This window comes from Paenibacillus sp. TY11, assembly GCF_059772165.1.
The window spans coordinates 60,217-86,588 of the sequence record NZ_JCBAIQ010000023.1 but is presented as its reverse complement, the minus strand read 5'-3'; the positions used below and the strand labels follow the sequence as shown (position 1 = coordinate 86,588).

Annotated in this window: 21 protein-coding genes and 2 riboswitches; of the genes, 11 read left to right on the top strand and 10 right to left on the bottom strand. The window is 46.8% G+C overall.

Translation table 11 applies throughout. The annotated features are described in order from the left end of the window. Nucleotides 1-241 precede the first annotated feature (241 nt). The 3 genes from AC6EJC_RS22085 to AC6EJC_RS22075 form a co-directional block, all read right to left on the bottom strand. Nucleotides 242-2,098 carry a beta-glucoside-specific PTS transporter subunit IIABC gene (locus tag AC6EJC_RS22085; protein ID WP_444955807.1) on the bottom strand — a complete coding sequence of 619 codons (1,857 nt, stop codon included), beginning with the start codon at nucleotides 2,096-2,098 and terminating at the stop codon, nucleotides 242-244. Nucleotides 2,099-2,330: 232 nt separating this feature from the next. Beyond that, nucleotides 2,331-3,173, bottom strand: a complete 843-nt coding sequence (licT, locus tag AC6EJC_RS22080; RefSeq protein WP_442434733.1) for a BglG family transcription antiterminator LicT — start codon at nucleotides 3,171-3,173, stop codon at nucleotides 2,331-2,333. A gap of 222 nt (nucleotides 3,174-3,395) precedes the next feature. Next, on the bottom strand, nucleotides 3,396-4,367 hold the full coding sequence (locus tag AC6EJC_RS22075) for a LacI family DNA-binding transcriptional regulator (protein WP_444955806.1): 972 nt from the start codon (nucleotides 4,365-4,367) through the stop codon (nucleotides 3,396-3,398). A 262-nt stretch (nucleotides 4,368-4,629) separates the two neighbouring features. On the opposite strand from AC6EJC_RS22075, the gene AC6EJC_RS22070 reads away from it, so the two are divergent. Both AC6EJC_RS22070 and AC6EJC_RS22065 read left to right on the top strand, forming a co-directional pair. Further along, nucleotides 4,630-6,087: a glycoside hydrolase family 1 protein gene (locus AC6EJC_RS22070; protein WP_444955805.1), complete on the top strand. Its 1,458-nt coding sequence runs from the start codon at nucleotides 4,630-4,632 to the stop codon at nucleotides 6,085-6,087. Nucleotides 6,088-6,265: 178 nt separating this feature from the next. Beyond that, a riboswitch (glycine riboswitch) is annotated at nucleotides 6,266-6,342 on the top strand. Nucleotides 6,343-6,359: 17 nt separating this feature from the next. Continuing rightward, nucleotides 6,360-6,454: riboswitch (glycine riboswitch) on the top strand. Between the two features lie 157 nt (nucleotides 6,455-6,611). Further along, nucleotides 6,612-8,030, top strand: a complete 1,419-nt coding sequence (locus AC6EJC_RS22065) for an alanine/glycine:cation symporter family protein (RefSeq protein WP_444955804.1) — start codon at nucleotides 6,612-6,614, stop codon at nucleotides 8,028-8,030. A gap of 73 nt (nucleotides 8,031-8,103) precedes the next feature. Here the strand turns inward: AC6EJC_RS22065 and AC6EJC_RS22060 are convergent, their stop codons facing one another. The 5 genes from AC6EJC_RS22060 to AC6EJC_RS22040 all read right to left on the bottom strand — a co-directional run bounded on the left by AC6EJC_RS22060 (nucleotide 8,104) and on the right by AC6EJC_RS22040 (nucleotide 13,568). After that, nucleotides 8,104-9,276, bottom strand: a complete 1,173-nt coding sequence (locus AC6EJC_RS22060; RefSeq protein ID WP_444955803.1) for an iron-containing alcohol dehydrogenase — start codon at nucleotides 9,274-9,276, stop codon at nucleotides 8,104-8,106. A gap of 148 nt (nucleotides 9,277-9,424) precedes the next feature. Continuing rightward, nucleotides 9,425-10,252 carry a carbohydrate ABC transporter permease gene (locus tag AC6EJC_RS22055; RefSeq protein WP_444955802.1) on the bottom strand — a complete coding sequence of 276 codons (828 nt, stop codon included), beginning with the start codon at nucleotides 10,250-10,252 and terminating at the stop codon, nucleotides 9,425-9,427. 22 nt (nucleotides 10,253-10,274) lie between these two features. Continuing rightward, nucleotides 10,275-11,150, bottom strand: coding sequence for a carbohydrate ABC transporter permease (locus AC6EJC_RS22050; protein ID WP_444955801.1), 876 nt, complete (start codon nucleotides 11,148-11,150; stop codon nucleotides 10,275-10,277). A gap of 32 nt (nucleotides 11,151-11,182) precedes the next feature. Then, nucleotides 11,183-12,466 (bottom strand): ABC transporter substrate-binding protein, encoded by a 1,284-nt coding sequence (locus tag AC6EJC_RS22045; RefSeq protein WP_444955800.1) that lies wholly within the window; start codon nucleotides 12,464-12,466, stop codon nucleotides 11,183-11,185. A 229-nt stretch (nucleotides 12,467-12,695) separates the two neighbouring features. Then, nucleotides 12,696-13,568 carry a LysR family transcriptional regulator gene (locus AC6EJC_RS22040; protein ID WP_444955799.1) on the bottom strand — a complete coding sequence of 291 codons (873 nt, stop codon included), beginning with the start codon at nucleotides 13,566-13,568 and terminating at the stop codon, nucleotides 12,696-12,698. A gap of 199 nt (nucleotides 13,569-13,767) precedes the next feature. Between AC6EJC_RS22040 and AC6EJC_RS22035 the strand changes: the two genes are divergently transcribed. From AC6EJC_RS22035 to AC6EJC_RS22005, 7 genes are all read left to right on the top strand, one after another. Beyond that, nucleotides 13,768-14,607, top strand: coding sequence for an ACP S-malonyltransferase (locus tag AC6EJC_RS22035; protein WP_498475313.1), 840 nt, complete (start codon nucleotides 13,768-13,770; stop codon nucleotides 14,605-14,607). After that, the gene (mdcA, locus tag AC6EJC_RS22030; protein ID WP_444955797.1) at nucleotides 14,604-16,250 is read left to right on the top strand and encodes a malonate decarboxylase subunit alpha; all 1,647 of its coding nucleotides are present in this window, start codon (nucleotides 14,604-14,606) and stop codon (nucleotides 16,248-16,250) included. The genes AC6EJC_RS22035 and mdcA overlap by 4 nt, the downstream gene beginning before the upstream one ends. Before the next feature lie 4 nt (nucleotides 16,251-16,254). Further along, entirely contained in the window at nucleotides 16,255-17,079 is an 825-nt protein-coding gene (locus AC6EJC_RS22025) for a triphosphoribosyl-dephospho-CoA synthase (RefSeq protein ID WP_444955810.1), read from the top strand. 28 nt (nucleotides 17,080-17,107) lie between these two features. After that, a complete protein-coding gene (locus tag AC6EJC_RS22020) occupies nucleotides 17,108-17,407 on the top strand; it encodes a malonate decarboxylase subunit delta (protein WP_444955796.1) in 300 nt (99 codons plus the stop codon). Further along, entirely contained in the window at nucleotides 17,397-19,070 is a 1,674-nt protein-coding gene (gene mdcD / locus AC6EJC_RS22015) for a biotin-independent malonate decarboxylase subunit beta (RefSeq protein ID WP_444955795.1), read from the top strand. Before AC6EJC_RS22020 ends, mdcD begins: the two co-directional genes overlap by 11 nt. Further along, the gene (locus AC6EJC_RS22010) at nucleotides 19,064-19,684 is read left to right on the top strand and encodes a malonate decarboxylase holo-ACP synthase (RefSeq protein WP_444955794.1); all 621 of its coding nucleotides are present in this window, start codon (nucleotides 19,064-19,066) and stop codon (nucleotides 19,682-19,684) included. Before mdcD ends, AC6EJC_RS22010 begins: the two co-directional genes overlap by 7 nt. Before the next feature lie 87 nt (nucleotides 19,685-19,771). Continuing rightward, a complete protein-coding gene (locus AC6EJC_RS22005; RefSeq protein ID WP_444955793.1) occupies nucleotides 19,772-20,899 on the top strand; it encodes an acyltransferase family protein in 1,128 nt (375 codons plus the stop codon). Nucleotides 20,900-21,031: 132 nt separating this feature from the next. On the opposite strand, the gene AC6EJC_RS22000 is transcribed toward AC6EJC_RS22005, so the two are convergent. Then, a complete protein-coding gene (locus AC6EJC_RS22000) occupies nucleotides 21,032-22,510 on the bottom strand; it encodes a PTS transporter subunit EIIC (protein WP_444955792.1) in 1,479 nt (492 codons plus the stop codon). Between the two features lie 318 nt (nucleotides 22,511-22,828). Between AC6EJC_RS22000 and AC6EJC_RS21995 the strand changes: the two genes are divergently transcribed. Both AC6EJC_RS21995 and glpK read left to right on the top strand, forming a co-directional pair. Further along, nucleotides 22,829-23,653: an MIP/aquaporin family protein gene (locus tag AC6EJC_RS21995; RefSeq protein WP_444955791.1), complete on the top strand. Its 825-nt coding sequence runs from the start codon at nucleotides 22,829-22,831 to the stop codon at nucleotides 23,651-23,653. Between the two features lie 31 nt (nucleotides 23,654-23,684). Beyond that, nucleotides 23,685-25,178 carry a glycerol kinase GlpK gene (glpK, locus tag AC6EJC_RS21990; RefSeq protein WP_444955790.1) on the top strand — a complete coding sequence of 498 codons (1,494 nt, stop codon included), beginning with the start codon at nucleotides 23,685-23,687 and terminating at the stop codon, nucleotides 25,176-25,178. A gap of 84 nt (nucleotides 25,179-25,262) precedes the next feature. Here glpK and AC6EJC_RS21985 read toward each other — a convergent pair whose 3' ends face one another. Continuing rightward, nucleotides 25,263-26,303 (bottom strand): LacI family DNA-binding transcriptional regulator, encoded by a 1,041-nt coding sequence (locus tag AC6EJC_RS21985; RefSeq protein ID WP_444955789.1) that lies wholly within the window; start codon nucleotides 26,301-26,303, stop codon nucleotides 25,263-25,265. Nucleotides 26,304-26,372 lie beyond the last annotated feature (69 nt).

Here is a 26,372-nt window from a genome sequence, read left to right as displayed (position 1 = left end):
ATTGCCGTTTGCGCGGACTTCCGAACGTCAGGGAACAAGCCCTCATGACGGCAACTGTGCAGAACATGAAGAAGATGGCGATCCACCTGGATCGCCTGGAGAAACAGGGGTAACACCCCTTTTTCCCAGATACCAGACCATTATTATGTAAAGAAAAAGAACCCGCGTCTCAAAAAGACGGGGTTTCTCGACAATCTGAAGCTTTCCATTTGGAAAGCTTCTTTAGTCTGTAAGTTAAACGTTAGACCACAACAGTCAGCAAGTAATCCTCACGCTTCACTTCAGTTTCCATTGTGTTTAGCACATCCAGGTATTGAGCGGAATTTGTTACGATAATCGGTGTAGCCGTTGTATAGCCTGCCGCCTTAATTTGCTCGATATCAAATTCAAGCAACAGTTGTCCTTGCTTAACCACATCGCCTTCTTTGACGCGCTTGTCAAAGAATTGTCCTTTCAGCTTCACTGTATTAACACCAACGTGAATCAGAATCTCTGCTCCGTCATTGGAAGTAATACCGATCGCATGTCCGGTTGGGAATACTGTCGTAATCGTTCCGTTGACAGGAGATGTCAGCACACCCTCTGTGGGATCAATCAGGATCCCTTTACCCATAGCGCCTGAAGCAAAAGCAACATCAGAAGATTGTTCCAAAGGCAACACTTTACCTTGCAGCGGGCTTACGAGAATTTCCTTCTCGATTGTTGCCTCTTTCTTCACGGGTGCGGCTTCTGTTTTTACTGTTTCTTCTTTGGGATCATCAAAGCCCAAAATCATAACCAACACGACTGCGAGTACAAAGGCAACGAGCAAACCGATGACTACCCACAAGAATCCAGTTCCAAAATAAGTTGGCAACGCCAGTAAACTAGGCAGGGAGAAGGATTTTGCAGTCGCTCCGCCAGAAGCGATAATAGCGCCGCCAATACCACCAGAAATACAAGCATAAATGAATGGCTTTTTCAATTTTAAAGTTACGCCATAAATCGTTGGTTCTGTAATCCCGAATACAGCCGCCAGCGTAGAAGAACCAGCCAAAGCCTTCATTTGAGTATTTCGGGATTTCAGGAATACTCCCAGTGTTGCCCCGGCTTGAGAAAGTACAGCTGCTGTAAGCATCGGAAGCATCGTGTCATAACCCAATGTTGCGATATTGGACAGCATGATAGGAACGAAGCCCCAATGTACACCGAAAATAACAAACACTTGCCAGAATGCACCGGCAACAGCCCCGGCGATCAATGGACTTAAATTGTATATCCAAGTAAAGCCGTTCGCCAAGCCTTGACTGATCATGTTGCCTATTGGACCAAAGGCCAGGAACGTCAACGGAATAACGACCAGGAGCGAAAGCATCGGCACGATAATATTTTTTACCGATTGATGGACAAAGGAATTAAACCAGCGTTCCACATAGGATTGAACCCAGACCGCAAGAATAATTGGAATAACACTGGAACTGTAATTAATCAGAATGATCGGAATACCTAGAAACGCCAACCTTTCCGGGTTGCTTACCGCCGTTATAACCGCTGGATAGACTAGAGCTCCGGCGATTGCCACCGATACAAAGGTGTTTGTCTTAAATTTACGGGACGATGTAACAGCCAGAAATACTGGCAGGAAATAAAATACGCTGTCCGAAGCTGCGTTTAGGATCAGATACGTACCGCTTTTATCATTAATCCAATGGAGTGACAAAATTAATGCCAGAATCCCTTTGAGCAAACCTGCTCCAGCAAGAGCGCCCAAGAGAGGAGAAAAAATGCTGGAAATGATATCGACCGCTTTACCGAGAAAATTCGTTTTTTCAGAAGACTCTTCCTTTTTCGTATTTGGATTGTCCGCATCCTGCAAATTCGTTTCTGCCATCATATGTTCAAACACTTGACCTACATTGTTACCGATAACCACTTGAAACTGACCGCTGCTTTCCACCACTGTAATAACACCAGGCGTTGCTTCCAAGGCGGCTTTGTCTGCTTTTGTACGATCATTTAATTTAAATCTCAAGCGTGTAGCGCAATGGAATACCGAATTGACATTCTCTTCGCCACCAACGAGGGTCACTATTTTTTTAGATAGCTCTTTATCACTCATGTTCAGAACTCCTTAAGGGTTATTCTTACTACTGATAGGATTTACTGTTTACACCTGTTGCTAAGATGCGCCGGCGTGCATCTTTTTAACCTTGTAAACAAGAAAAACCTAAACTCGTGGTGAAAACAACGCACTTTCTCCTAAAGAGGAACGTTGATTTCACCATCAGTTTAGGTTTTGCCTGCCTTACCAGTCACAATCCATGAACGATGAGAGTATGAAGTTTTTAACCTTATATATTATTACGCTCAGTCACACGATGAATATGGATAGTTAGATATACATATTCATCCTTGCTTAAATATTGATCGTATGTTTTTTCCAGATACTCATTGATCTTTTGGGCACAAGCAAAAGCTTCGGTATACGTCTGCTTCACCTGGTTGTACAAAAATTCTTCACCACTGTGAATGACCTCTTTACGAATCACTCGCATCGCAAAATATTGCAAATGTGTCAAAAATCTCGAATAGCTAAAAGAAGACTCATCCAGCACAATCCCGTAATGATACGTAATAATGTTTAATATATGTTGGACAATCTCGGTCATTTTCAGTGTAGACTTCATTTCGTTACCGTCGATTCGTGCATTCACCATATGCAATGCGATAAATCCCGCTTCATCTTCGCCCAACTTCACTCCAAGCGTATTTTCAATTTTTTGCAGAGCGTCTAGTCCAACTTCAAATTCTTTTTTGTAAAAGCGTTTAATTTCATACAGCATCGCGTTTTGAAGCGCCAGTCCTTTTTCTTGCCGTTGTATAGCAAAATGAATATGGTCGGTCAACGTTAAATAAATATTATCGCTTAATTCCGTATCCAGCACTTCCGTTGCATGGGTTACGATTTCGTTCACGACCTCCAGATGAGACACGGGAATATCGTTCAGCAGCTCGGTTAGTTTGGCCGTGAACTCGTTTTCATTTAACATGAAAATCTTATCTATTTTATGATCATCGACTTGATCGCCAGCCACCTTTTTGAAGGAAATACCTCTTCCCATCACGATGACCTCTTTGCCTTTATCGTTTTTAGTCAACAGGACGTTGTTATTGAGCACCTTCTCAATAATCATTGAAGTTCCCCCTCCCATCCTTTACCAATAAAAAATGCCTAAGCACAATTCAACACTATTGTTAGCAATAGCACTCAATTGAACTCAGGCATTGCCCGCATCACCGGTCACAATCCTTCGATATAGTGCTATTGTAGCACAAAAAAAAGCGATTTCAACATATTTTATTCTCTTTCGACAAAAAATATTTCACACCAAGGCCCTTTTGCCTAGTTTGCAAGTTTAAGTGGTCGTACGTTCAATGAGGCTGTATTCTAGCGAATGAAGCTCCATTTGGCGTCCAATCAGCTGAGGGGAAAGCATGAAAAAGGCATTTTGCGCTTGAGCCATAATGGGATTTTGAATCGTTGTAATTCCCATGGTGTGCGCCAGCTCTGTGTTATCAAACCCCACAATCGCCAAATCTTCCGGTACGTTCAACAGTTGTCTGCGCGCTTCACAGAGAATGCCAACTGCCACATAATCGTTAGCACACAAAATAGCCTCCGGAAATTCCTCCCGATGTTGTAACAAATTTCGCACGACCTGTTCGCCGTCACGGATGTTATAGATAGAAGAATGGTTCCAGTGTTGCAACACTGGCAGATTGTGTTGACTCATGATCTGTTCGTAGGCTCGTTGTCTGCTGTGAGTGTTGATGCTGCTCGGACGGCCAAAAGCATTGGCTATACGAGTATAGCCTTTTTGTATCAAATGTTTTAGCGCCAGCATGTATCCTTCATATTGATCCATAGCGACGGAGCGAATATCCGTATGCTCCATTCGTTGCCATGCCACAATCGGGCCGTACTTGCAGTAGGTGCTCAACAAATCGGTATCATTTACACAGGAAATGATGACCAGTGCATCGACTCTTTTTCTTTTCAAATCCTCAAAGGCTAGAAGCTCTTTCTTTTTGTCTTCTCCAGAAGTATAAATAATGGTTTGGAATTCATACTGGCCAGCAATTTCCACAAAGCTGTCCAGAAAAGCGAGAACAATTTCATTAATAGTTGAAGTGATGATACCGATTTGAAGCGTCTGACCCTTGGATAAGGAAATCGCATTTCGATTGGGAACATAATCTAATTCCTGCATGATTTTCAAAATCTTAGTTCTTGTTTCGTGACTTACATGGGGGGACTGATTTAACACTCTGGATACCGTAGCTTTGGAAAAGCCCGCCAGTTTTGCAATTTGATCAAGATTCGACATGATGCTTCTCCTCACATAAGAAAAAGATACTTGACATGAAACGCGTTACAACGATTAGGATGCTTATGAAGGCATTATGTCTATTTTAAAGCATCTGCCGATGCATTTCAAAGGAGAACAGTCCTCTTATAAAGTATACGATTGTTCAGTGTTCACACGCCAAGTGCGGGAGGATATGAAAATAGGTACTTATTCACATTGAAGAACTTAATGGGATTAATTCACAAAAGTGAAATATAAATAGAGAAGAGGTTTTTATAGCATGACTAAGACATTAAAAGGATTCCCAAAAAACTTCCTGTGGGGCGGTGCAACTGCAGCTAACCAATTGGAAGGCGCTTTTGACGTAGATGGAAAAGGATTGTCAAGTGCGGACATGGTTGCCTATGTACCCAAAGCAGAGCGCAAGAACGATCATGCTATGGAGATTTCGTCCGAGCGACTCGAAGACATTTTGGCAGGCAAAGTAAATGCCCGTTTTCCAAAGCGTGAAGGTGTGGACTTTTTCCACCATTACAAAGAAGATATTGCATTGTTCGCGGAAATGGGCTTTAAGGTATTTCGTATGTCCATCCACTGGTCGCGGATCTTCCCGAATGGCTATGATCCCGAGCCCAATGAAGCGGGACTACAATTCTACGACAATGTATTTGATGAGCTGCGCAAATATGGTATTGAACCGCTTGTAACATTGTCGCATTATGAGACACCGCTAGGTCTAACTCAGAAGTATAATGGCTGGTTGGGTCGTGAAGTCATACAGCACTACGTAAATTATGCCGAAACGGTGTTTACACGTTATAAGGATAAAGTAAAATACTGGTTGACCTTTAATGAAATCAATGTGATGACCATGAGTCCGTTCACCGGTGGTGGGGTAGTCATTGACCGTGTAGAAAATAAGCAGCAAGCGATATACCAAGCATTGCATCACCAATTTGTGGCAAGCGCACTGGCGACAAAACGAGGGCATGAGATCATCCCGGGCTCTCAAATCGGCTGTATGCTGGCTCGTATGGAAAGCTACCCTCATACGTGTAACCCAGAGGATGTGCTGAAAAGTCAGCATGAAAACCAGATGAATCTGTTTTTTACAGATGTGCATGCCCGTGGGGAATATTCCAACTACATGAATCGTTATTTTGAAGAAAATAATGTTGTTATACACACAGAACCAGGCGATGCGGAAATTTTGAAAAATAACACGGTCGATTATATCTCTTTCAGCTACTACATGACCTTGACCGTTTCTGCAGGTCCAGAAGGTGAGAAAGCAGCAGGAAACCTGATTGGCGGCGTGAAAAATCCATATTTACAGTCCTCCGACTGGGGATGGCAAATTGATCCGATCGGCCTGCGTGTTACGCTGAACACGTTATATGACCGATACCAAAAGCCGCTGTTCATCGTGGAAAATGGCTTAGGTGCTTATGATAAAGTAGAAGAGGACGGTTCTGTGCATGACACATATCGTATTGATTACTTGCGTCAGCATATTGTTCAAATGAAGGAAGCGATTACCGACGGTGTTGATCTGCTTGGTTACACCAGCTGGGGCCCTATCGACCTTGTGAGCATGTCTACTTCCGAAATGTCCAAGCGCTACGGATTTATTTACGTCGATCTGGATGATGACGGTAACGGAACGCTCCAACGCTCCAAAAAGGACTCATTTAACTGGTATAAAAATGTAATTGCAACCAATGGTGAAGAATTGTAAATCTGCTTCACTCTATATCGTCTTGGGCGGGTATAGCAGGGGACATCCTAAGGATGAAAATCTGCTATACCCGCTTTTTTGATAGACACATTATGATATCTCAGCGGTCTTCACAAATTTTTCACTTGTAATAAACTGAAAGTTTTCTGTATAATGAATAAAAATTTCATATGTCTGGTTGATGTTTGCGGGAGATGGAACGAAAGTTCCGACCGAAGGGGCAAAACTCTCAGGTGCTTGGGCTGATTACAGCAACAAGCGGGACCGTAAACGGACAGAACTCTGGAGAGACCCTTAATTGGGCGCCGAAGGTGCACCGCAGAGAACATCTGCTTAAACTCTCAGGCAAAAGGACAGAGACGCGAATAACCTGTGACAGGGAATGCCCTAGGCTTTTATAAGCTATTAGAGGTAGAAACCTGCACAAGATGGTTGTATTTTTTCGTGCCTTTAACCTCTCCAGGAGTCGAATCAGCGGATTTGACTCTTTTTTGTTTTTTATTATGCTGGAGGAGCGGGTTGAAATGAATTTGGTACATGTGTTAGAAGCGATTAGCAGTTGGATATGGGGGGCGCCCCTCATCATTCTTGTCATGGGAACGGGGTTGTGGCTGACCATACGTTTGAAAGTGTTGCAGGTATTCCGCCTGCCCCTGGCGATCAAGCTGATCGGTAAGGCCCCGAATGAAGGCAGCGGGGATGTAAGTAGTTTTGCGGCTTTGAGTACGGCGTTGGCGGCTACAGTTGGCACAGGAAGTATTGTCGGCGTAGCGACAGCCATTAAGCTGGGCGGGCCGGGTGCCTTGTTCTGGATGGTCGTTGCAGCCTTTTTTGGGATGGCGACGAAATATGCGGAAGGTGTACTTGCCGTAAAATACCGGGTGAAGGATCGGAATGGACAATTTTCCGGCGGCCCGATGTATTATATTGAGAAAGGTCTTGGGCGCCGTTTTAAACCGCTGGCGATGCTGTTTGCTTTTTCGGGCATGCTGGTAGCGTTGTTCGGGATTGGAACGTTTCCACAGGTCAAAGCGATTGTATCTTCGACTGAAAACAGTTTTGGCGTTCCGCCCATTGTAACGGCACTGATTATTGCTATCCTTACAGGACTTGTCACCATTGGAGGACTCAAAAGCATTGCCAAGGTATCGACGAAGGTCGTTCCTTTTAAAACAGGCTTGTACGTGCTGATCTGTATCATTGTACTGATTCGGTTTGCTGACCAGCTTCCTGCCGCAATCGCGCTTGTGCTCCATTCAGCATTTTCGACTACATCTGCAACGGGCGGATTTGCCGGAGCTACGATTATGCTGGCGATGCGCAGCGGGGTAGCCAGAGGTATTTTTGCCAATGAGGCCGGATTGGGAAGCGCACCGATTGCAGCCGCAGCTGCCAAAACCAAATGGCCTGCGGAGCAAGGGTTGATTTCCATGACAGGCGTCTTTATTGATACCATGGTTATTTGTGTGATGACCGGATTGACGCTACTCGTTAGCGGTGTATGGAGCGGTCCTACGGATGCGGGATTGATGACTCAGCAAGCATTTTCCAGTGCATTTCCGCTGGGGGCAGAACTGCTCACGATCATTCTGATTATGTTCGCGTTCACCACCATGCTTGGCTGGAACTATTACGGGGAACGCTGCGTTGAATATTTGCTTGGGGTCAAGTGGATTAAGCCATACCGTTATCTGTTCATCGTACTGGTTGCCGGGGGCGCGTTCATTAAACTGGATGCGATTTGGCTGCTGGCAGATATCTTTAACGCAATGATGGCTTTCCCGAACCTGATTGCACTGCTCGGCTTGTCGGGAATTGTAGTTGCAGAAACCCGAACCTATATGGATTCTCTGTATCCTAATAAGAAAAAGGGCATTCTTGCAGGTGCCAATGTAGGGGCTGCTATCCAAGTAGAAGAAAAAGGACAAACGGCCAATTTATAAAAATTGAAAGCCATAACATTCAAAAGGGAGTGCCTTCAGCCATCACAGGCTTGAGGACACTCCCTTTTAAATATTATAACGATGCATGCAAAATAGCTAAAATATCTTCCTGATTCAGCTTTTTATAATTACCGAAGCCTCCGTATTCCATTTCACGGGCTGCAATGTTTGCGATTTTTTCCAATTGTTCATCATTAATATTGTAATCGGCCAGTGTGGAAGGGGCACCGAGACTTGTCCAGAATGCACTAAGACGGTCAATACCTTCCAAGGCGATTTCTCTATCTGTTTTACCTACGGTGTCCAAGTCAAACATGCTGAGCATCAGCCGCTTCATGCGTGCAGCATCCTGATCCACCGTATGTCTCATCCAGTTGGGAAACAGGATCGCTAGACCCCCAGCATGAGGGATATCATATACAGCGGATAATGCATGTTCAATCGTATGCGAAGCCCAGTCCCCGAAGTAGCCCATTTGCAGTGTTCCGTTTAAGGCAATTGTTCCAGCATATAAAATCGTTTCACGATGCTCGTAGTTGTGCAAATCCTCCAGCAGCTTAGGTGCAGTTTCGATCACGGTTTGCAGCACGGAAAAGCACATACGATCCTGCAACGGTGTATTTTTGACATTATGAAAATACTGTTCAAACACGTGACTCATCATGTCCACCATGCCGTAAACGGTCTGATCCCGTGGTACAGAGAAGGTGTTTTTCGGGTCCAAAATCGAGAATTTCGGATGAGTCACCGCGCTGCCCCATACGTATTTTTCGTTCGTTTCCCAGTTGGTGATAACAGAATCTGGATTCATTTCTGAACCGGTGGCGGCGAGTGTGAGGAGGGTACCGAATGGCAGAGCCTGGGTCGGCATGTGCTTTTTGTTGATAATATCCCACACATCGCCGTCATATTCAGCCCCTGCTGCGATGGCTTTGGTGCAATCAATGACGCTTCCGCCGCCTACCGCAAGCAGGAAGTCGATCTTTTCGTTTCGGCAAATGTCGATGCCCTTTTTAACGGTGGACAGGCGCGGATTTGGTTCGACGCCGGACAGTTCATAAATGTTGAGATGTAGCGGCTCTAACGCGTTTAATACCTGGTCATACAGACCATTTCGTTTGACACTTCCGCCTCCGTATACCAGCAAAATGTTTTTGCCGTAATTCAGCAGCTCCTGCTGCAGTTCTTCAATTTGATTGTCTCCAAAAATTAATTTGGTGGGGTTATAATATGTGAATTTGTTCATCCGGAAAGTTCCCCTCGGTTCATAGTTCATGTTCAAATCGTAATCTCTTATCTTGACTAGTCCATTGGATACCTGACTTTGTCATGTAAGCTATTTGAAATGACGATTAACCATTATACATGAAATGAATAAGGGAAATCAAGTAAATCTAATCTTTGATCGCTCCGGCGGCAAGATCGGAAATAAACTGGCGGCTAATGAAAAGAAACAAAATAATAAGGGGCAGTACAGCCAGCAGGGTGCCAGCAATGACCATCGCATAATCCGTATTGTAAATCCCGTTCAACTGGGACAGTGCAATCTGGAGCGTGAATTTGCGCTCATCCGTTAAGACGATTAATGGCCATAAGTAATCATTCCAGGCTCCTATAAAGGTAAACGCGCCGAGAAAAGCGAACGCAGGACGTAGAATCGGTAGTGCTACATTCCAGTACAGCCGAAAAAAGCTGCATCCATCCATCCGCCCCGCATCCAGCAGCTCCTTTGGAATGGATTCTTCTGCATATTGACGAATCCAGAAAATGCCGAAGGCATTTACCATACCTGGGATGATGAGCGCTTTGAACGTACCTACCCATCCAAAGGAGGCCATCATGACAAAGGAGGGGACAAGCGAGAGTTGTGAAGGGACCATCATCGTTGCTAGCAGAATAATAAATAGCACTTTTTTGCCTGGGAAATCAAACTTGGCGAATGCAAAACCGGCCAGTGAATCGAAAAACAGCACCAATAGGGTAACGGAACCGGCTACAAAAAGGGTATTAAAAAAGGCTCCGGCAAAATCAATCTGCTGCAATACCCTCGTTACATTATCCAAGAAATGGCTTCCGAACCACAACTGCGGCGGAAAACGATAGATGTCTGAAGTTGTACGGGTCGCCATGACGATCAGCCAGTAAAACGGAAACATCGACAGGATGATTCCCACCAACAGTCCGGCATATAAAATAACGGATTTTGCACGTGTCTGCATCATGATGTAAAACTCCTTCCCATCATTATTTTTTACCTTGAACGAGTTTCCAGTTTATGATGGAGAATAGAGCAATGATGAGGAACATGCCCCACCCGACGGCTGCACCATATCCAAAATAGTTGTTAATGAACGACTCGCGGTACAGGTATAAAACGATGGTCATGCCACTTGCCCCGGAACCGCCGTCATTACCTACCAGAACCTGTGGCTCTGTGAAGAGCTGCATACCACCGATGGTGGACGTAATCACCGTAAACAGAATGACTGGGCGCAGCATGGGGATGGTGATGCGGAAAAAAGCTTGCGCTCCGGTTGCCCCATCCATTTTCGCAGCCTCATACAGCACATGCGGAATACTCTGGAGTCCAGCCAGATAGATGATTGCGTTATAGCCCATCCATCTCCATACGACCATAGAAGAAATGGCAATTTGGATACCCCATGGCACATTCAGCCATTGAACCATCGGCAACCCCAAGAGTTGCAGAAGGTAGTTGAGAAATCCGAAATTGTTGGCAAATAAGGCACCAAATATGATGGCGACAGCCACAATGGATGTCACGTTCGGCAAAAAGAATCCAACTCGCCATAAGGTGCGCATTTTCACAAAAGGTGCATAAAGCAGAAATGCAATAATCAGTGCGAAGAATAGCATCGGAATCGTTGAATACACCCAGATCACAAAGGTGTTGCCTACAGCCTGCCAAAATTCGTTATCTGTCACAAGATATCGAAAGTTGCCCCAGCCGTTGTAGGTCATGACTCCGATCCCGTCCCATTTGTGAAACGCCAGGTATAATGAAAAACCAATCGGAAACAATCCAAAGATGCCAAACAGCAGATAAAACGGCGAGATCGCAGCATAAACAGCACGGTGCTTCCAGATTTCTCTCAGCATATGGTCCACACGCCTTTTTTGAATTTTGTTTTTTACCGCTGTAATTCCCGTTCAATTCGTTGCATCGTTTCCGTCCATAGTGCATCGGGATTAGCATCCTGCTTGGCGACATTGGAAAGGCGACGGGTCACAATGCCGTGGATGACAGGATAGCGCTCGCCGAAATAGCTGCTTTTGACATTACGTGCGGAGGCGGCAAAGATCAGTCCGGTGGCCTGACCACCAAAGAAAGGCTCGGGTGTTTCCATGACAGGATCGTCATAGACGCCGGGAGTGGACGGGAACAGCCCGATTTTATGGTAGGCATCCAGCTGGTGTTCCGGGTTTTGCAGCCAGGTCAGGACTTCAAAGGCTTCTTTGGGATGTTTGCTGGATTTGAGGATAGAAATGAAAGATCCACCCAGATTACCGTCCCCTCCAGGAGCACGGGCGACTCTCCATTTGCCCGCTGTATCCGGTGCGGCCTCCGTGAGAACTTGCTTCATCCAGACTGCCCCTACAAAAGAGGCTATTTTGCCGTTATTGACCGAAGCGTTCCATTCGGGAGTCCAGCCATCCGCATTGGCGAGCAGATGCTTCCTGTGGAAATCCACAGCGGTATTCCAGCCCAGATGGATGTCAGGAGATTGATTGCCGATGTAGCTTCCATCCGGCTTGAAGTAAAGGTTCGTATGTTGGGCGAGTATCTGATTGTAAACGTTTACAATATTGTCAGCCAAAAACGAACGGCTTCCGAATTTCTGCTGAAGTTGTTCTCCGGCCGCCATGTAATCATCCCATGTGCGGATGGAGGCACTGACCTTTTCAGGATCACTAGGCAAGCCTGCTTGTTCAAACAAATCACTTCGATAGAAGAGGGCGGTAGGACCTGTATCCATGGGAAAAGCAATCATTTTCCCATCAGGAGTGATACCCTGATTCCATTTCCATTCCAAATATTGATCCTTCAAGCGGTCTGCTCCGAGTTCCCTTAAATCATAAAAACGATCCGCACTGGGAAACAGCTCCACCATCCAGTCGTTCAGAGCAACGATGTCCGGTTCACCGGAACGAGCTGCGAGCGTCGTCTTCAGTTTGGCTTTGAAGTCACCGCCTATTTTTTGGGTTTTTAATTCAATGTCGGGAAACTGTTTTTCCGCCTGGGCGAGTAGTTCATCGTCAATAGAACGGTTCCAGTACCACAATGTAAGCGTTATCTTTTTTTCGTTCAACAAATTAGTTTCAGATGATTGACTTTCAGAGGACAGGGGTCTACTACAAGCACAAAACATAGTGAGAAAAGCAAGACATAATACCAGCCAACGCACTGTCTTCACATCATTTCCCTCCTTGCTGTCTGAGATAATCTGCCTGCTGAACTAGTTATAAATGGTTTAGCTCCATCATATGAAGCTGTTACCCATTTATGTGCATTGACTTAACCAAAAACAGAAAAATTGAAACGAAGCATGTATAGAAATTAAATACTCTAAAGATATTGATCTTACTAATCCGAAGAATGATAAAACAATAAGGCAGATATTATGTCAAAAGGTATCTAAATCGTCAATGCTGAGCAATATCTTGGAAAAATCTAATGATGAATTCGAAGAACGATTTCTCTATATCGGTGTGCAGTTCCCCAGTAGGATAGGACAGATAGATTGTTCGCATACATCGAGGCTCCCTGATTTGAAGCAGCTTGATGTCTTCGGTTACGACGTTCCTCCACAGGATAGAAGGAATAAAGGAAATGCCAAGTCCTGTTTGAATCAACCCTCTTACCGTAGCCGGATCATCACTTTCAAAGACGATGTTCGGTTCAAAAGGGATGTGAGTAAAAAAGAGGTCCGTTGTTTTCCTAAGCGAATTACCAGGTGTTAGGCTGATAAACTTCTCATGCTCTAGATCTTTCAGGAATACGGTGTCCTGAATGCTCAGAGGGTGAGATTTTGGTACGCCAAGCAAAATTTCCTCCTCCAGCAGGATCGCATGCTCGTTGTCCGCCAACTCTTCGGACGTAATCGCAAAATCGTACGCCGGTCCTTTCTTCATCTTCGCAGGGTGCTGGGTCAGGTTGAATCTAATTTGAGGATAGAGATCGCGAAACTTGCCGACAAGGTTGGGCAATAGCATAGAGCCGACAGCGACGTATAACGTGATGACCTCTACCTTTTCGTTCTTCATTTCTTTGACTTCGGATACGCCTTGCTCTAGCGCTGATAGCGACTGGTTCACTCTTTTCAGGAACTTCTTGCCATATTCATTCAGCACGATATGTTTTCCTTCGCGGTCAAATAGCTGCACACCCAATTCCGTCTCCAGGTTTCTAATCATTTTACTTAAGGCAGGCTGTGAGATAAACAACTCGTTCGCGGCACGTGTGACATGCTCATACTTCGAGGTCACTTGAAAATACTTAAGCTGCAAATAATCCATAGTGAAAAATCTCCTTTATAACCACTAGGTTATCGATCATATGTGAATATATATATTTTACAGGTATTTACTCACTTCTTACAATTAACAATGTAAAGAAAATGAATCCGCTAAAGGTGGTGAGATTCTGAACATCGTTTTTACATTTCCCGGCCAGGGGTCACAGGTTCCTGGAATGCTCCAAGATGTACCCGAGTATGTGAAAAAGGCAACAAGTATCATCGGAACTGAACTGCGTGATGATGAGGAGGCTATGGGCTCAACGGTCTGGATTCAGATGGCACTCTTCGTTAAGGAGACGGCAATAGCCTACCGGTTGATCGAGCAGGGTATCCGGCCCCAATTCGTGGCAGGGCATTCCATTGGTGCATTTCCTGCGGCGGTCATCGCGGGAGTTCTCTCGTTCGAGGATGCGCTTCGGATCGTATGGCTCCGTGCCCGGTTGATGGAAGAAACCTTTCCTGAAGGCTATGGAATGGGTGTGATTATTGGGCTTACGCAGGCCGAGGTTCAACAAGCCGTGCTTCTCTCCCATAGTGAGGCGACGCCAGTCTACCTCTCGAATATAAACGCAGAGCAGCAAATCGTCGTATCCGGATCATTGGTAGGGTTAAATAAAGCATTTATGCATGTGAAAGAGCTTGGGACCGCTAAAACGGCGCTTCTGAAGGTTCCGATTCCTTCACACTCCCCGCTGATGTCAGAGGTAGCCAATAAGCTATTGCTGAAAATACACACTTTTTCTTTGCGGGACGCTCAAATACCATATTTGGTGAATCATACGGGCAGAAAGACGACAGCCAAGGAAAAAATCGCGGAGGACCTTGCACTAAACGTAGCATATCCCGTTCGGTGGATGGATATGGCGGCTGTCTGCGTCGAATCGGGAGCTGACTGTTTCATCGAGATGCCGCCGGGTCATACTCTTTCCAGACTTGTCAAGCAAGCCCACAAGGATACCCGGCAAATCGCCGTGGACGAGATCGGTCTGGAAGCGACTCAGTATCTGATTAGAAAATGGAAGGAGCAAGAAGAATGAATAAAGTACTGCGATCCTGGTCACAAAAACGTGATAAAAAGCAGGAAAAGTTAGGAAAGGTGGAAAAGTGGCTGGACGGAAAATACATCGACTCCTCCCGAATCGTCGACCTGATGGAGGCGCTAATCGAGCCAGGCGCGAAGGTCGTCCTGGAAGGAGATAACCAGAAGCAAGCGTCCTTCCTTTCCCAAAAGTTGCTGGAAGTCGATCCTGGCAAGGTACATGATCTGCATATGATTATGTCCAGCATTTCAAGACCCGAACATTTGGATATTTTCGAGAAAGGCATCGCCGGGAAGCTGGACTTCTCCTACAGTGGATCCCAAAGCCTGCGTGTTGCGCAAATGATTGATGACGGGACGCTTAAGCTCGGTGACATCCATACGTATTTGGAATTGTTCGGACGTCTCTTTATTGACCTTATTCCAGATGTGGTGCTGGTAGCGGCAGACAAATCAGATCGCGAGGGCAATCTGTATACCGGAAACAATACAGAAGAAACTCCGACGATCGTGGAAGCGGCCGCTTTCAAGGATGGGATCGTGATCGTGCAGGTCAACGAAATCGTGGACGAGCTGCCGAGAACCGATATTCCAGCCTCCTGGGTCGACGTCATTGTACAAGCCGACAAACCGTACGCACTGGAAGCACTGTTCACCCGTGATCCGCAGAATATTACTGAACTGCAAATCCTGATGGGCATGATGGCGATCAAGGGCATTTATGGAAAACATCAGGTGCAGTCGCTTAATCACGGCATCGGCTTTAATACTGCAGCGATTGAGCTTCTGCTGCCGACCTATGGTGAGCAGCTCGGCCTGAAAGGAAAGATTGCCAAGCACTGGGCTCTGAATCCGCATCCGACTTTGATTCCGGCGATCGAATCCGGCTGGGTCGAAAGCATTCACAGCTTTGGAGGCGAGGTCGGTATGGAGAAATACATTGCGGCTCGTTCAGATGTGTTCTTCGTCGGCAAGGACGGATCTATGCGCTCCAACCGCGCGATGTGTCAGGTTGCAGGCCAATTCGCTGTAGATATGTTTATCGGATCAACGTTACAAATGGACTGCGCGGGCAATTCGTCTACCGTTACTTCCGGCAGACTGTCCGGTTTTGGAGGAGCACCGAATATGGGGCATGATCCTCGGGGACGGCGACATGCGACTCCTGCCTGGCTTGACATGATCGAGCGTCCGACGGAACTCTCCAAAGGCCGGAAATTGGTCGTGCAGATGGTTGAAACATACGGTGCCAACAAAAAGCCAGTATTTGTGGATTCGCTAGATGCCGTCAAGGTGAAGGATGAATCTGGACTCGCCATTACGCCGGTCATGATTTACGGGGATGATGTCACCCACGTCCTCACCGAGGAAGGCATCGCATACCTCTACAAGACGGACAGCATAGAGGAGAGAAAGAAGGCGCTCGCGGCAATCGGAGGCGTAACGCCTTTAGGGATGGAAAGCAATGAGAGCGATGTAAGCCTGCTGCGTGACAGAGGGATCGTGGCCTATCCGGAGGATCTTGGGATCATGCGCAGACAAGCCAAACGCTCGCTGCTGGCAGCACAGACGATCAACGACCTCGTAGATTGGTCAGACGGATTGTATGATCCGCCGGCTAAATTCCGGAGCTGGTCTTAAAGCCATGCTCATGATGAAGCATACAGCTTTCGCGGCTTCTCTGGCTGCCAAAGCTGTAAAGGCACTGATGGAAGAGGCTCTTCTTACGCCCAAGCCTGGACTTGTCGATGCCAGAGACAATGGCTCTCATACAGATATGTCCATCGAGCTAATGCTTGCATCCGCGAGAGTATTGGAGAATACGTTTCGGGAAATAGCCATTGTGTCATACCTTCACCCGGTGGACCAGACTTTGCGCGAAAAGATAGCTCTAATCGGGCGGGAAGGCGAGAAGGTGATGCTCAGTGCAACGAACGGTATCAATACACATAAGGGTGCCATTTGGGCCCTTGGCCTTTTAACCAGTGCACGGGCAGCCTTTCCAAGGGAACGGGATCCACATCAGATTATGAGTATTGCAGGAAGAATCGCATCGTTCCATGACCGGTATCGCCCGGTGCAGCAGACGAATGGACAATCGGTTAAGAAGAGATACGCGGTAGTGGGGGCAGAGGAAGAAGCGAAGCTAGGCTTTCCACACATCCGGGACGAAGCTTTGCCTGCTTTGCTGCGCGCCAGGGCTTGTGGGAAGACAGAGGTGGAAGCACGCATAGAAGCTTTATTGGCCTTGATGGCAAGTGTGGATGATACCTGCATCCTGCACCGCGGTCAGTTGACGGATCTGCTGGCGATTCAGAGAATGTCCGCAGCGTTCCTTGCAGCAGACGGATTAAGAACCCAGTCTGGCAGAAAGCTGCTCTACCGCTTGTCCGAGTATTGCAATGTTAGACAACTCTCGCCCGGAGGCAGTGCCGACCTGCTAGCTGCCACATTATTTCTTATCGATTGATACTTTTAATTGGAGGTGTTTCTGAAGGATGGAAAAATTACAGTTTCAATACCAGACTACGAAGTCCATCCGTAAGCCGGCACATATCGGTGTTGTCGGTTCGGGGGATTTGGAGATTATTGTAGAGCCTGTGGAAGACCAGACCACCAACGTCAGCATTTTAACAGGCAGTGAAGGATTTGGACAAGTATGGGAGAATGTTCTGATCCGTTTTTTTAACCGTTATCCGATTACTGCCAATATTACAGTTCATGACTTCGGAGCTACTCCGGGTGTAGTAATGCTTAGATTTACGCAATTGCTGGAGGTGCTAGACTATGCAGAATAGTTTTGTGGAGCTGAATGGACGCGAGAGAGCCAAAGCGTTGCTGGACGAAGGGACTTTCCGTGAGATACTTGGGCCGTTGGACAAAATCCAATCCCCTCACTTAGAGCCGCAAGGCATTGTTCCTCAGAGCGATGACGGGATCATTCTGGCTCTTGGCGAAATACACAAACAGAAGGTCTTGATCATTTCGATGGAAGGCGCTTTTCAAGGAGGGGGGATTGGAGAAGTCAGCGGGGCCAAAATTTCCGGAGCACTCGAACTGGCACTGGAAGAGAATGAGAGAGGAAACAAACTATATCCCATCATGATCTTCGATACAGGAGGCGTTCGGCTACAGGAAGCGAATTATGGGTTGTTGTCGATTTCGGAGATTGCCACCCAGATCGTTGCTCTGCGTAAATACGTTCCTGTTATCGGACTGATCCCGGGCCGTGTAGGGGCATTTGGGGGAATGTCCATTACTGCAGAATTGTTTACCACTCTGATTGCTACGAAGAAAGCGCGCCTCGGTCTGAACGGGCCGGAGGTCATTGAGCAGGAAGCAGGGGTTATGGAGTTCGATTCAAGCGACAAAGCCTTGATTTGGAACACAATCGGAGCCAACCAGCGCTTCCAAACCGGATTGATTGACGAAATGGTGGAAGATACGACGGATGCAGTTATCGAAGCGATTGATACTGCGCTCAAGGCACTGGCGAAGCCTGCTAAAACAGAGCAAATCGATTTCTATCTGACCCTGTTAAGCAATCTTGATCCTACAGAACCTTGGACACCTGAGCGTTATCGCGAATTTTACAAGCAGATGCAGCCTGTGAAGCAGCCTGTCCCGCTGGCAAAAGAGGGCGCGACCGACATTTCGGACAGTAGAGGTTATCGCTGGTTCTCCCGCTTGACGGGCATTGCTCACCCGGTCAGCGATGTTCCTTCAGTACTTGCGGCCGACGTGGAAAAGAACGGGCAATTGTGCAGATATGTCGCCATTGTTCCGGATGCCTCCAACCGATTCCCGCGTGTCAGAAACGGCGAGGTTGGTATGCTTGAAGGCTGGACGGTGGCTCAAATCATTAGGGACGCAATCCGTCAAGATGAGAAAAAAGAAACCAAACGTCCGATCATTGCCATCATCGATGTACCGAGTCAAGCCTATGGCTATAAGGAAGAAATGGTCGGTATCAGCCTTGCCCTCGCTGCAAGTGCAGATGCTTACGCAACCGCTAGATTAGAAGGTCATCCGGTCATCGGTGTGATCGTCGGTAACGCGATTTCCGGAGGCTTCCTTGCGCATGGGCTGCAATCGAATCGTTTGATCGCACTGGATGACAGCAAGGTCAATATTCAGGCCATGTCCAAGGCTTCTGCTGCTCGAATTACCAAGCGGACGATTGCCGAGCTTGATGAAGCTACCAAGAAAGTTCCAGCTATGGCCTACGACGTTCGTAGCTACAGTACTCTGGGAGCATTATATCAGATGCTGAGCGGTATCCATGCAGACGATCCACAGAGCAGTGATGTAGGCATCGTGGAAAGGACCATTTCCGAGGCTATCGAGAGTACGAAAGGAGCGCCCCGTGACCTTAGCTTCCGATTGCAGACCAAAGAAGCTATGGCGGGCGGGCGGACTGCAACCCGTAGCGTTCGAGATGCGCTTTTGGAGCAATGGTAATCAGTCCACATGATCTGATTGAAGTGTCCAATTTGAAATATCTCTCCTTAAATGAAGACAAGGAGTGGGTAACCGCCTCGCTGAGGCGGACCCCCTTTGTGGTCGTTCGCCGAGCTGATCCGTCGGCGGATGGTTGTATTCCCGTCGGAGTACGCGGACAGGAACGAAATCAACGGGAAGCTGCATTCCTGGACCCGAAGGGGGTGTGCCAGATCGTGTCTCCCTATGCGATAGTGAAACGTCAGATGTGGAACTCCTTGTCTACAGAGAGACGGCAGCAGCCTGTTCTTCAGTTGATGGACTTGTTAGCAGAAATGATGGCGGATTGGCGCTGGGGGCCAGCGGGAAGTGCGGGATTCGAAATAGCGACAGGATACCCCGCTGTGAAGGCAACCAGTGATCTTGATCTCGTAATAGATGGTTCTGAGACTATTGATTATTCTACAGCTGAAGGCCTCTTGCGCAAGCTGGAGCAGTTGGATGTTCGAATCGATATTCAATTGGAGGTGAAGGGCGGCGCCTACGTCCTGCGCGAAATCCTTGAGAGACGGACCAGCACCGTGGTGCTGCGAACTTCTTCAGGTCCGAAGCTCGTCCGCAATCCTTGGCAATGATGGATGTACTATACCAACGGCAAAAGGGAGGAATGCACGACCATTTGACGTATGCAAACATCTGCTCTCAAAGGGGAAGTGCGTATTATGGAAAACACTACAGGCCAAAAAGTTAATATTAATGAAAGTGACATCTTAAAGGTGTTTGCCGTCAGCGGAGCCATCCTGCAAAGCGTTCTGGGAATGTTACTGAAGTATGCCCATAATAACGCGGATCTGGCCTTACTAGGCGTTATTTATAATTTAGTGAAATATACCGCACCAGTCTTTATTTTTGCCATCGTGTATGGAATGGTGAAGAATAATCAGCATACCAAGGTATCTCATTTTTACAAGGAAAAATTCAGCGAGCTCGTGATTCCTTATTTTCTATGGGCGTCAGCCAGCTTGCTCTTCTTCCCGGACATACAGGTTAATCAACCCGTTACTTCGTTTTGGACGCTCATTGAGTCTTATGTGCTCGGTAATTCATCACCGCAGTATTGGTACACGGTGATGATGTTGCAATTTCAATTGCTGATGCCAGTCATTATTTTCGTCTGCTACAAGTATCTGGCTAAGCCTTTGCGGGTCATTCCGCTGCTTATTGTGAGCTTCATGATCTTCGGAGCCTGGGTATGGATGTATTATACCTTTGTATTCCAAGGTCCTTATGCGACCAGTCTGCTATACCTTGACCGCTTTTTCGTCAGTTATTTTATTTATGCTCTACTAGGCGGAATCGCTTGGGTATATAAGGAACAATTCGACGGGGTGCTTCGACGGATTCAGTTCATACTCATTCCGGTAATGCTGCTTATTCTCATTTGGACAAATCGCGAATTTTTCAGCTTTGGATTCGAGGATATGTCATTTGGCAATCTGATTTATCTGAAGCCGTCCATGACCTTGTACAGTTTGGTAGTGATTTTCCTGATTTACATGCTGGCAAGGCATTTGATCAGCGTGAATTCCCGTTCACTTCCCTATTACAAATGGTTCTCGACTTACGCGTACCGGGCCTTTACAGCGAACGTATTCATTCTGGTCATCGTGCTGCGCTTGTTCGGTGACTTGATAAGTCAGCTTCCTTTATTTATGGCGCTGCTTTTGGTTTATCTGACGACTGTGGCCTGCTCCTTCGGCGTCGTCTATGCCTTTGCGCAGATAAAGGTAAAAGTATGTCGTGAACGGTTATTCTTAAAACAAAAAAGAGCGCACAGCACCAATCACTAAGATAAGTGCTTAAAGGAAAATAATACATGTAACAACGTGTATATGACACCTTAATTTAGGTGTATCCAAGTTATTGGCAGATTGACGGCAATCATAAAGGGTATCTCGATGATTGAAGAGATACCCTTTTACTTACATCAACCGCTGTATTTCATCTTTCAGAATTTCGGACCGAGTACCGAAAATAACCTGTACCGTACCTTTACCAAGCCTGATGATTCCCGACGCTCCAAGCTGCTTGAGAGCTTGATCGTTAACCGCTTTGTCGTCTTTGACGACGAGACGCAGCCGTGTGATGCAGGCATCAATGCTTTGGATATTGTCTGAACCGCCGAGGTAGGTTAGTACCTTGTCTGCCTGACTGAACTGAGTGTCGGATGTGGTACTTGCCTTTTTATTGGGTACGGATTCGTTAGCGTCAGACAGGAGACTGTCTTCTACATCGTCTTCACGTCCGGGAGTTTTTAGGTTGAATTTGAGAATGATGAATCGGAACAGGAAGTAATATACGACGGCAAAGGCAAGCCCGACTGGGATCATTCGCAATGGGTGGGTGGAGAGCTTCATATTGACCAGATAGTCAATGAGTCCTGCTGAAAAAGAAAAACCGAGTTTGACATCCAGGAGATACACGACTAGGCCACTCAGACCTGTCAGCAGAGCATGAACGCCGTAAAGCAATGGTGCAATGAACATAAATGAAAATTCGAGGGGTTCGGTAATTCCAGTCAGGAATGATGCCACCGCAGAACCGATGAAGATGGAAGCGACTGCTTTACGTTTTTCCGGTTTGGCTGTATGAATGAATGCGAGGGCCGCTGCCGGCAGAGCGAACATCATAATGGGGAAGAAGCCGGACATGAACATACCTGCCGATTTATCGCCTGCGAAGAAACGCGTCAGGTCACCATGAACAACCTCACCTGCAGCATTGGTGTAGTCACCAATTTGAAACCACGCGATCGAGTTCAACACATGATGCAAACCGAGCGGGATCAGCAGCCGATTCGCAACCATGAATACCATCGACCCAATTCCACCAAAGCCGACAATCCAGTTGCCGAAAGCTGCAATCCCATCTTGTATCGGACTCCAGATCATACCGAGCAGAATGGCCAGAATCATGGTCGTGAAGGCGGTAATCATAGGGACAAAACGTTTGCCTGAGAAGAAGCCAAGCCAATCCGGGAGTTGAATATTGTGATATTTTTTGAACAGAAAAGCAGACCATCCGCCGATAAAAATACCACCCAATACGCCCATGTCCAGCTTAACGTCGTCTGGAATATATGCAAATATACCCGGCACTGCCGCCAAAATTCGGGTCAGCACTAAGTAGGCAATGACTGCCGAAAGTGCGGCTACCGCGTCCCCCGCTAGACCAATGGCAACACCGATGGCGAAAATGAGCGCCAGGTTGGCGAAGATGGCACCCGCCCCCTCGTTCAGAAAAGGAGTGACATAATGATTCAGAAATCCACCAACTCCGGGACCCAGCGGTATATCCGTTTCATAGTTAATCAGAGCTAATCCTTGCAAAATCCCTGCGGCGGGTAGTGTGGCTACTGGAAGCATTAACGACTTGCCGATTTTTTGCAGAAATTTCAGCATAACATTCTTCCCTTCTTCATGGAGTTTGGGAGCGTCGTATCCATCCTGAAATCCTTATTTTTGCCCATTTTTTTACATCATAAATCGGGGAATCTGACATGGTCAACGATTATTTTGGGATATGAAAAGACGTAAATCCGCAGTTGACATCGCTTACATGCTTATATAATATCAAATTTAAGTTAATAATCGTGACGGAGACAAGAGAGCCACGCAGACATCCCATGGTATAGGCACGGGGTTGGTTTGTGATGGCTTTTCCTTTTTTGCGCGATGAAAGCGATTAAAATCGGATGATCTATTGAGGAGGTAGGTTGTATGTCGCCATACGCAGCCGAATTCATAGGGACAATGATCCTTATAGCCCTAGGTGGCGGAGTGTGTGCAGGGGTGTCCCTGAAAAAGTCATTTGCCCACGCTTCCGGCTGGATTGTGATCGGAATGGGGTGGGGGCTCGCGGTTGCTGTTGCGGTGTATGCGGTGGGTCAAATCAGCGGAGCGCATTTGAATCCGGCAGTGACACTGGCATTGGCATTTCAGGGTGTTTTTCCATGGCGGGATGTTCCCGGCTATATTGTGGCTCAGATTCTTGGGGCCATGGCGGGTGCGGCGATCGTGGTTTTGCATTATTGGTCCCACTGGAAAGAGACGGAGGACACAGCAACCAAACTCAGTGTATTTGCAACAGGACCGGCTATTGATCATCCGTTTGCCAACGTGCTTAGTGAAATGATAGGTACTTTCATCTTTGTTCTTGCTTTGCAGTCGTTTGGTGCCAATTCATTTACAGAGGGCTTGAAACCGCTGATTGTGGGTTTTTTGGTTGTCAGTATCGGTTTATCCCTTGGAGGCACGACGGGCTATGCTATCAATCCAGCGAGAGATTTTGGTCCGCGTCTGGTGCATTATTTATTACCGATTCCCGGTAAGGGAGCATCCAACTGGAAATATGCCTGGGTGCCAATTGTAGGACCGCTATTAGGGGGATCTTTCGCAGGGCTATTTTATCAGGCTGTTTTTAAGGGGATTGTGACTCCGACTTTCTGGATTTTGCTAGGGGTCATTGTGATTGTACTCTTGATTACCTTTCGTATCAGTCGTACTTATAAAAGTCATAAAATGGATCACAAACTTACAGCGTAAAAACGATGATTTACAGGGGGAGAGATGAACGATGGGAAAATATATTTTATCACTAGATCAGGGAACGACAAGCTCAAGAGCGATTTTGTTCAATAGCGAAGGAGATGTGGTGTACTCGGCTCAACGGGAATTTCCGCAATATTTTCCTCATCCCGGCTGGGTAGAGCAAAATGCGAATGAAATCTGGAGCTCTATTCTGGGAGTCATTGCATCCTGTCTTTCCGAATCCGGTGTAAAAGCGAACCAAATTGCTGCCATCGGCATTACCAATCAGCGAGAATCGGTGGCCGTGTGGGACAAAAATACAGGATTGCCCGTGTACAACGTACTCGTATGGCAATCACGCCAAACCTCGGATATCTGCGAAGAATTGAAGCAGCAAGGGCATGAGGAGCTGTTTCACAGCAAAACAGGGCTGTTGATCGACCCGTATTTTTCAGGCACTAAAGTAAAGTGGATACTGGATCATGTAGAGGGTGCGCGGGAAAAGGCGGAACAAGGTGACTTGTTATTCGGTACGATTGACTCGTGGCTGATCTGGAAACTGTCCGGCGGAACGGCACATGTGACGGACTACTCCAATGCGGCCAGGACGCTGATGTACAACATTTATGAGCTAAAGTGGGACGAAGAGCTGTTGGACATTCTTGGTGTTCCGAAAATCATGCTGCCTGAGGTAAGACCTTCTTCCGAGGTATATGCGCACACCGTGGATTATCATTTCTTTGGTCAGAATGTACCGATCGCCGGTGCAGCAGGTGACCAGCAGGCAGCCTTGTTCGGTCAGGCATGTTACGAAAAAGGGATGATCAAAAACACTTACGGCACAGGCTGCTTCATGCTGATGAATACGGGGGATCAGCCGGTTGAATCCAAGCACGGCCTGATTACGACCATCGCTTGGGGACTGGAGGAAGGCAAAGTGCAATATGCACTTGAGGGGAGTGTGTTTGTAGCGGGGTCGGCGATCCAGTGGCTACGAGACGGGCTGCGCATGTTCCGTGAAGCGAAGGACAGTGAGCCTTATGCGGCCCGTGTTTCCTCTACAGAAGGAGTGTATCTTGTACCCGCTTTTGTCGGACTGGGCAGTCCTTACTGGGATAGTGAGGTGCGTGGAGCGATGTTCGGCCTGACACGGGGTACCACGAAGGAGCATTTTATCCGTGCCACACTGGAGGCACTTGCTTATCAGACCAAGGATGTGCTCACAGCCATGGAGATCGATTCAGGTATTGCAGTGAAGACGCTGCGGGTGGATGGGGGAGCCGTGTTGAACAATTTTCTGATGCAATTCCAGAGCGATATTCTGGATGCTACGGTGGAACGGCCTGTTATCCATGAGACAACGGCACTGGGTGCTGCATGTCTGGCAGGATTGGCTATTGGATACTGGGATAGTATGGATGAACTTCGTAAGCGGGTGAGGGTGGAACGTTCTTTTGCCCCTACTATGGATGATGCAACACGTGACAGCCTGTATGAAGGCTGGAAAAAGGCCGTGAACGCGACGATGGCCTACAAGTAATAGCTTAAACGAAGGGTCTCTTGATATTAAACTGCAAAAAGGTGACTTCTGAATTCATCAGGAGTCACCTTTTTAAGGTGTGTGTTAACCCTTGACCCGCGTATGGTTCCAATTTTGCCGGGCTCCGCAGGAGCTACGAATGACTAGTTCCGGCTCTACTTTAATACATTTCGTATCCATTTGTTTATTCATTAGGTCAAACAGCACCATAGCGGCTAGACGGCCTATTTTTTGTTTGTCTTGTTTTACAGTGGTCAGTGGAGGGTCGGTATAACGACAGGCTTCTATATCATCACATCCCACTACAGCAATATCCTCGGGTACCCTCAAGCCGCTTTCCTTGAAAGCACGCATGGCACCAAAGGCAAGCAGGTCGGTAGCCGCAAAAATAGCTTTTGGTAAATTTCCTTGCTGTACCCACGCCTTCGCAATCTGGTATCCATCTTCTGCTGCGTAGTCCTTACCATACACAATCCATTCAGGTCTGACATCAAGACTAAACCGTTTTAGTGAAGCGATAAAGGCTTCTTCTCTCTCTTTAATAACCAAGGATGGGCGTTCAATACCTATAAAACCCATATCGCGGTAGCCATTCATGTAAAAATGCTCAACAACCTTCATTGAGATCTTCTGATTGTCGGACATAATGTAGCAGGAACTGGCTCCGGTTAGTTCAATATCGACACCGATGCAGGGGATGGGGCTGGCGTCGAGATCAAAAACACTCTTCTCCACCTCATCACCAGCAATAATAATGCACCCGTCCACTGAAAAATATTTCGAACGAGCCAAATAGTCCTCTCCATTATCCAGAAACTTCTCATTCGAAAAAAACAGCAGATCGTAACCGAGCAAGCCAATCTGTTTTTTGAAGACATTAATGATATCTACAAAAAAAGGATGACTAAAATCGACATTCAGCTTGCCAGCGAATATAACGCCTACCAGATTTGATTTTTTGGTAGCAAGCGTTTTAGCCGAGGAGGAGGGTCTATAGCCTGTTTCCTCCATGATTTTAAGCACCCGCTGCCGGGTTTCCTCACTGATATCCGTGTAATTGTTTATGATTTTCGAAACCGTTGCCACTGAAACGCCTGCCATATTGGCTATTGTTTTTATATTCATGGAATCCTCCGTAACTAAACTGATTTAGTTAAATTAACTTTGCGTTCTAAATTCAATGATTACTCGTAT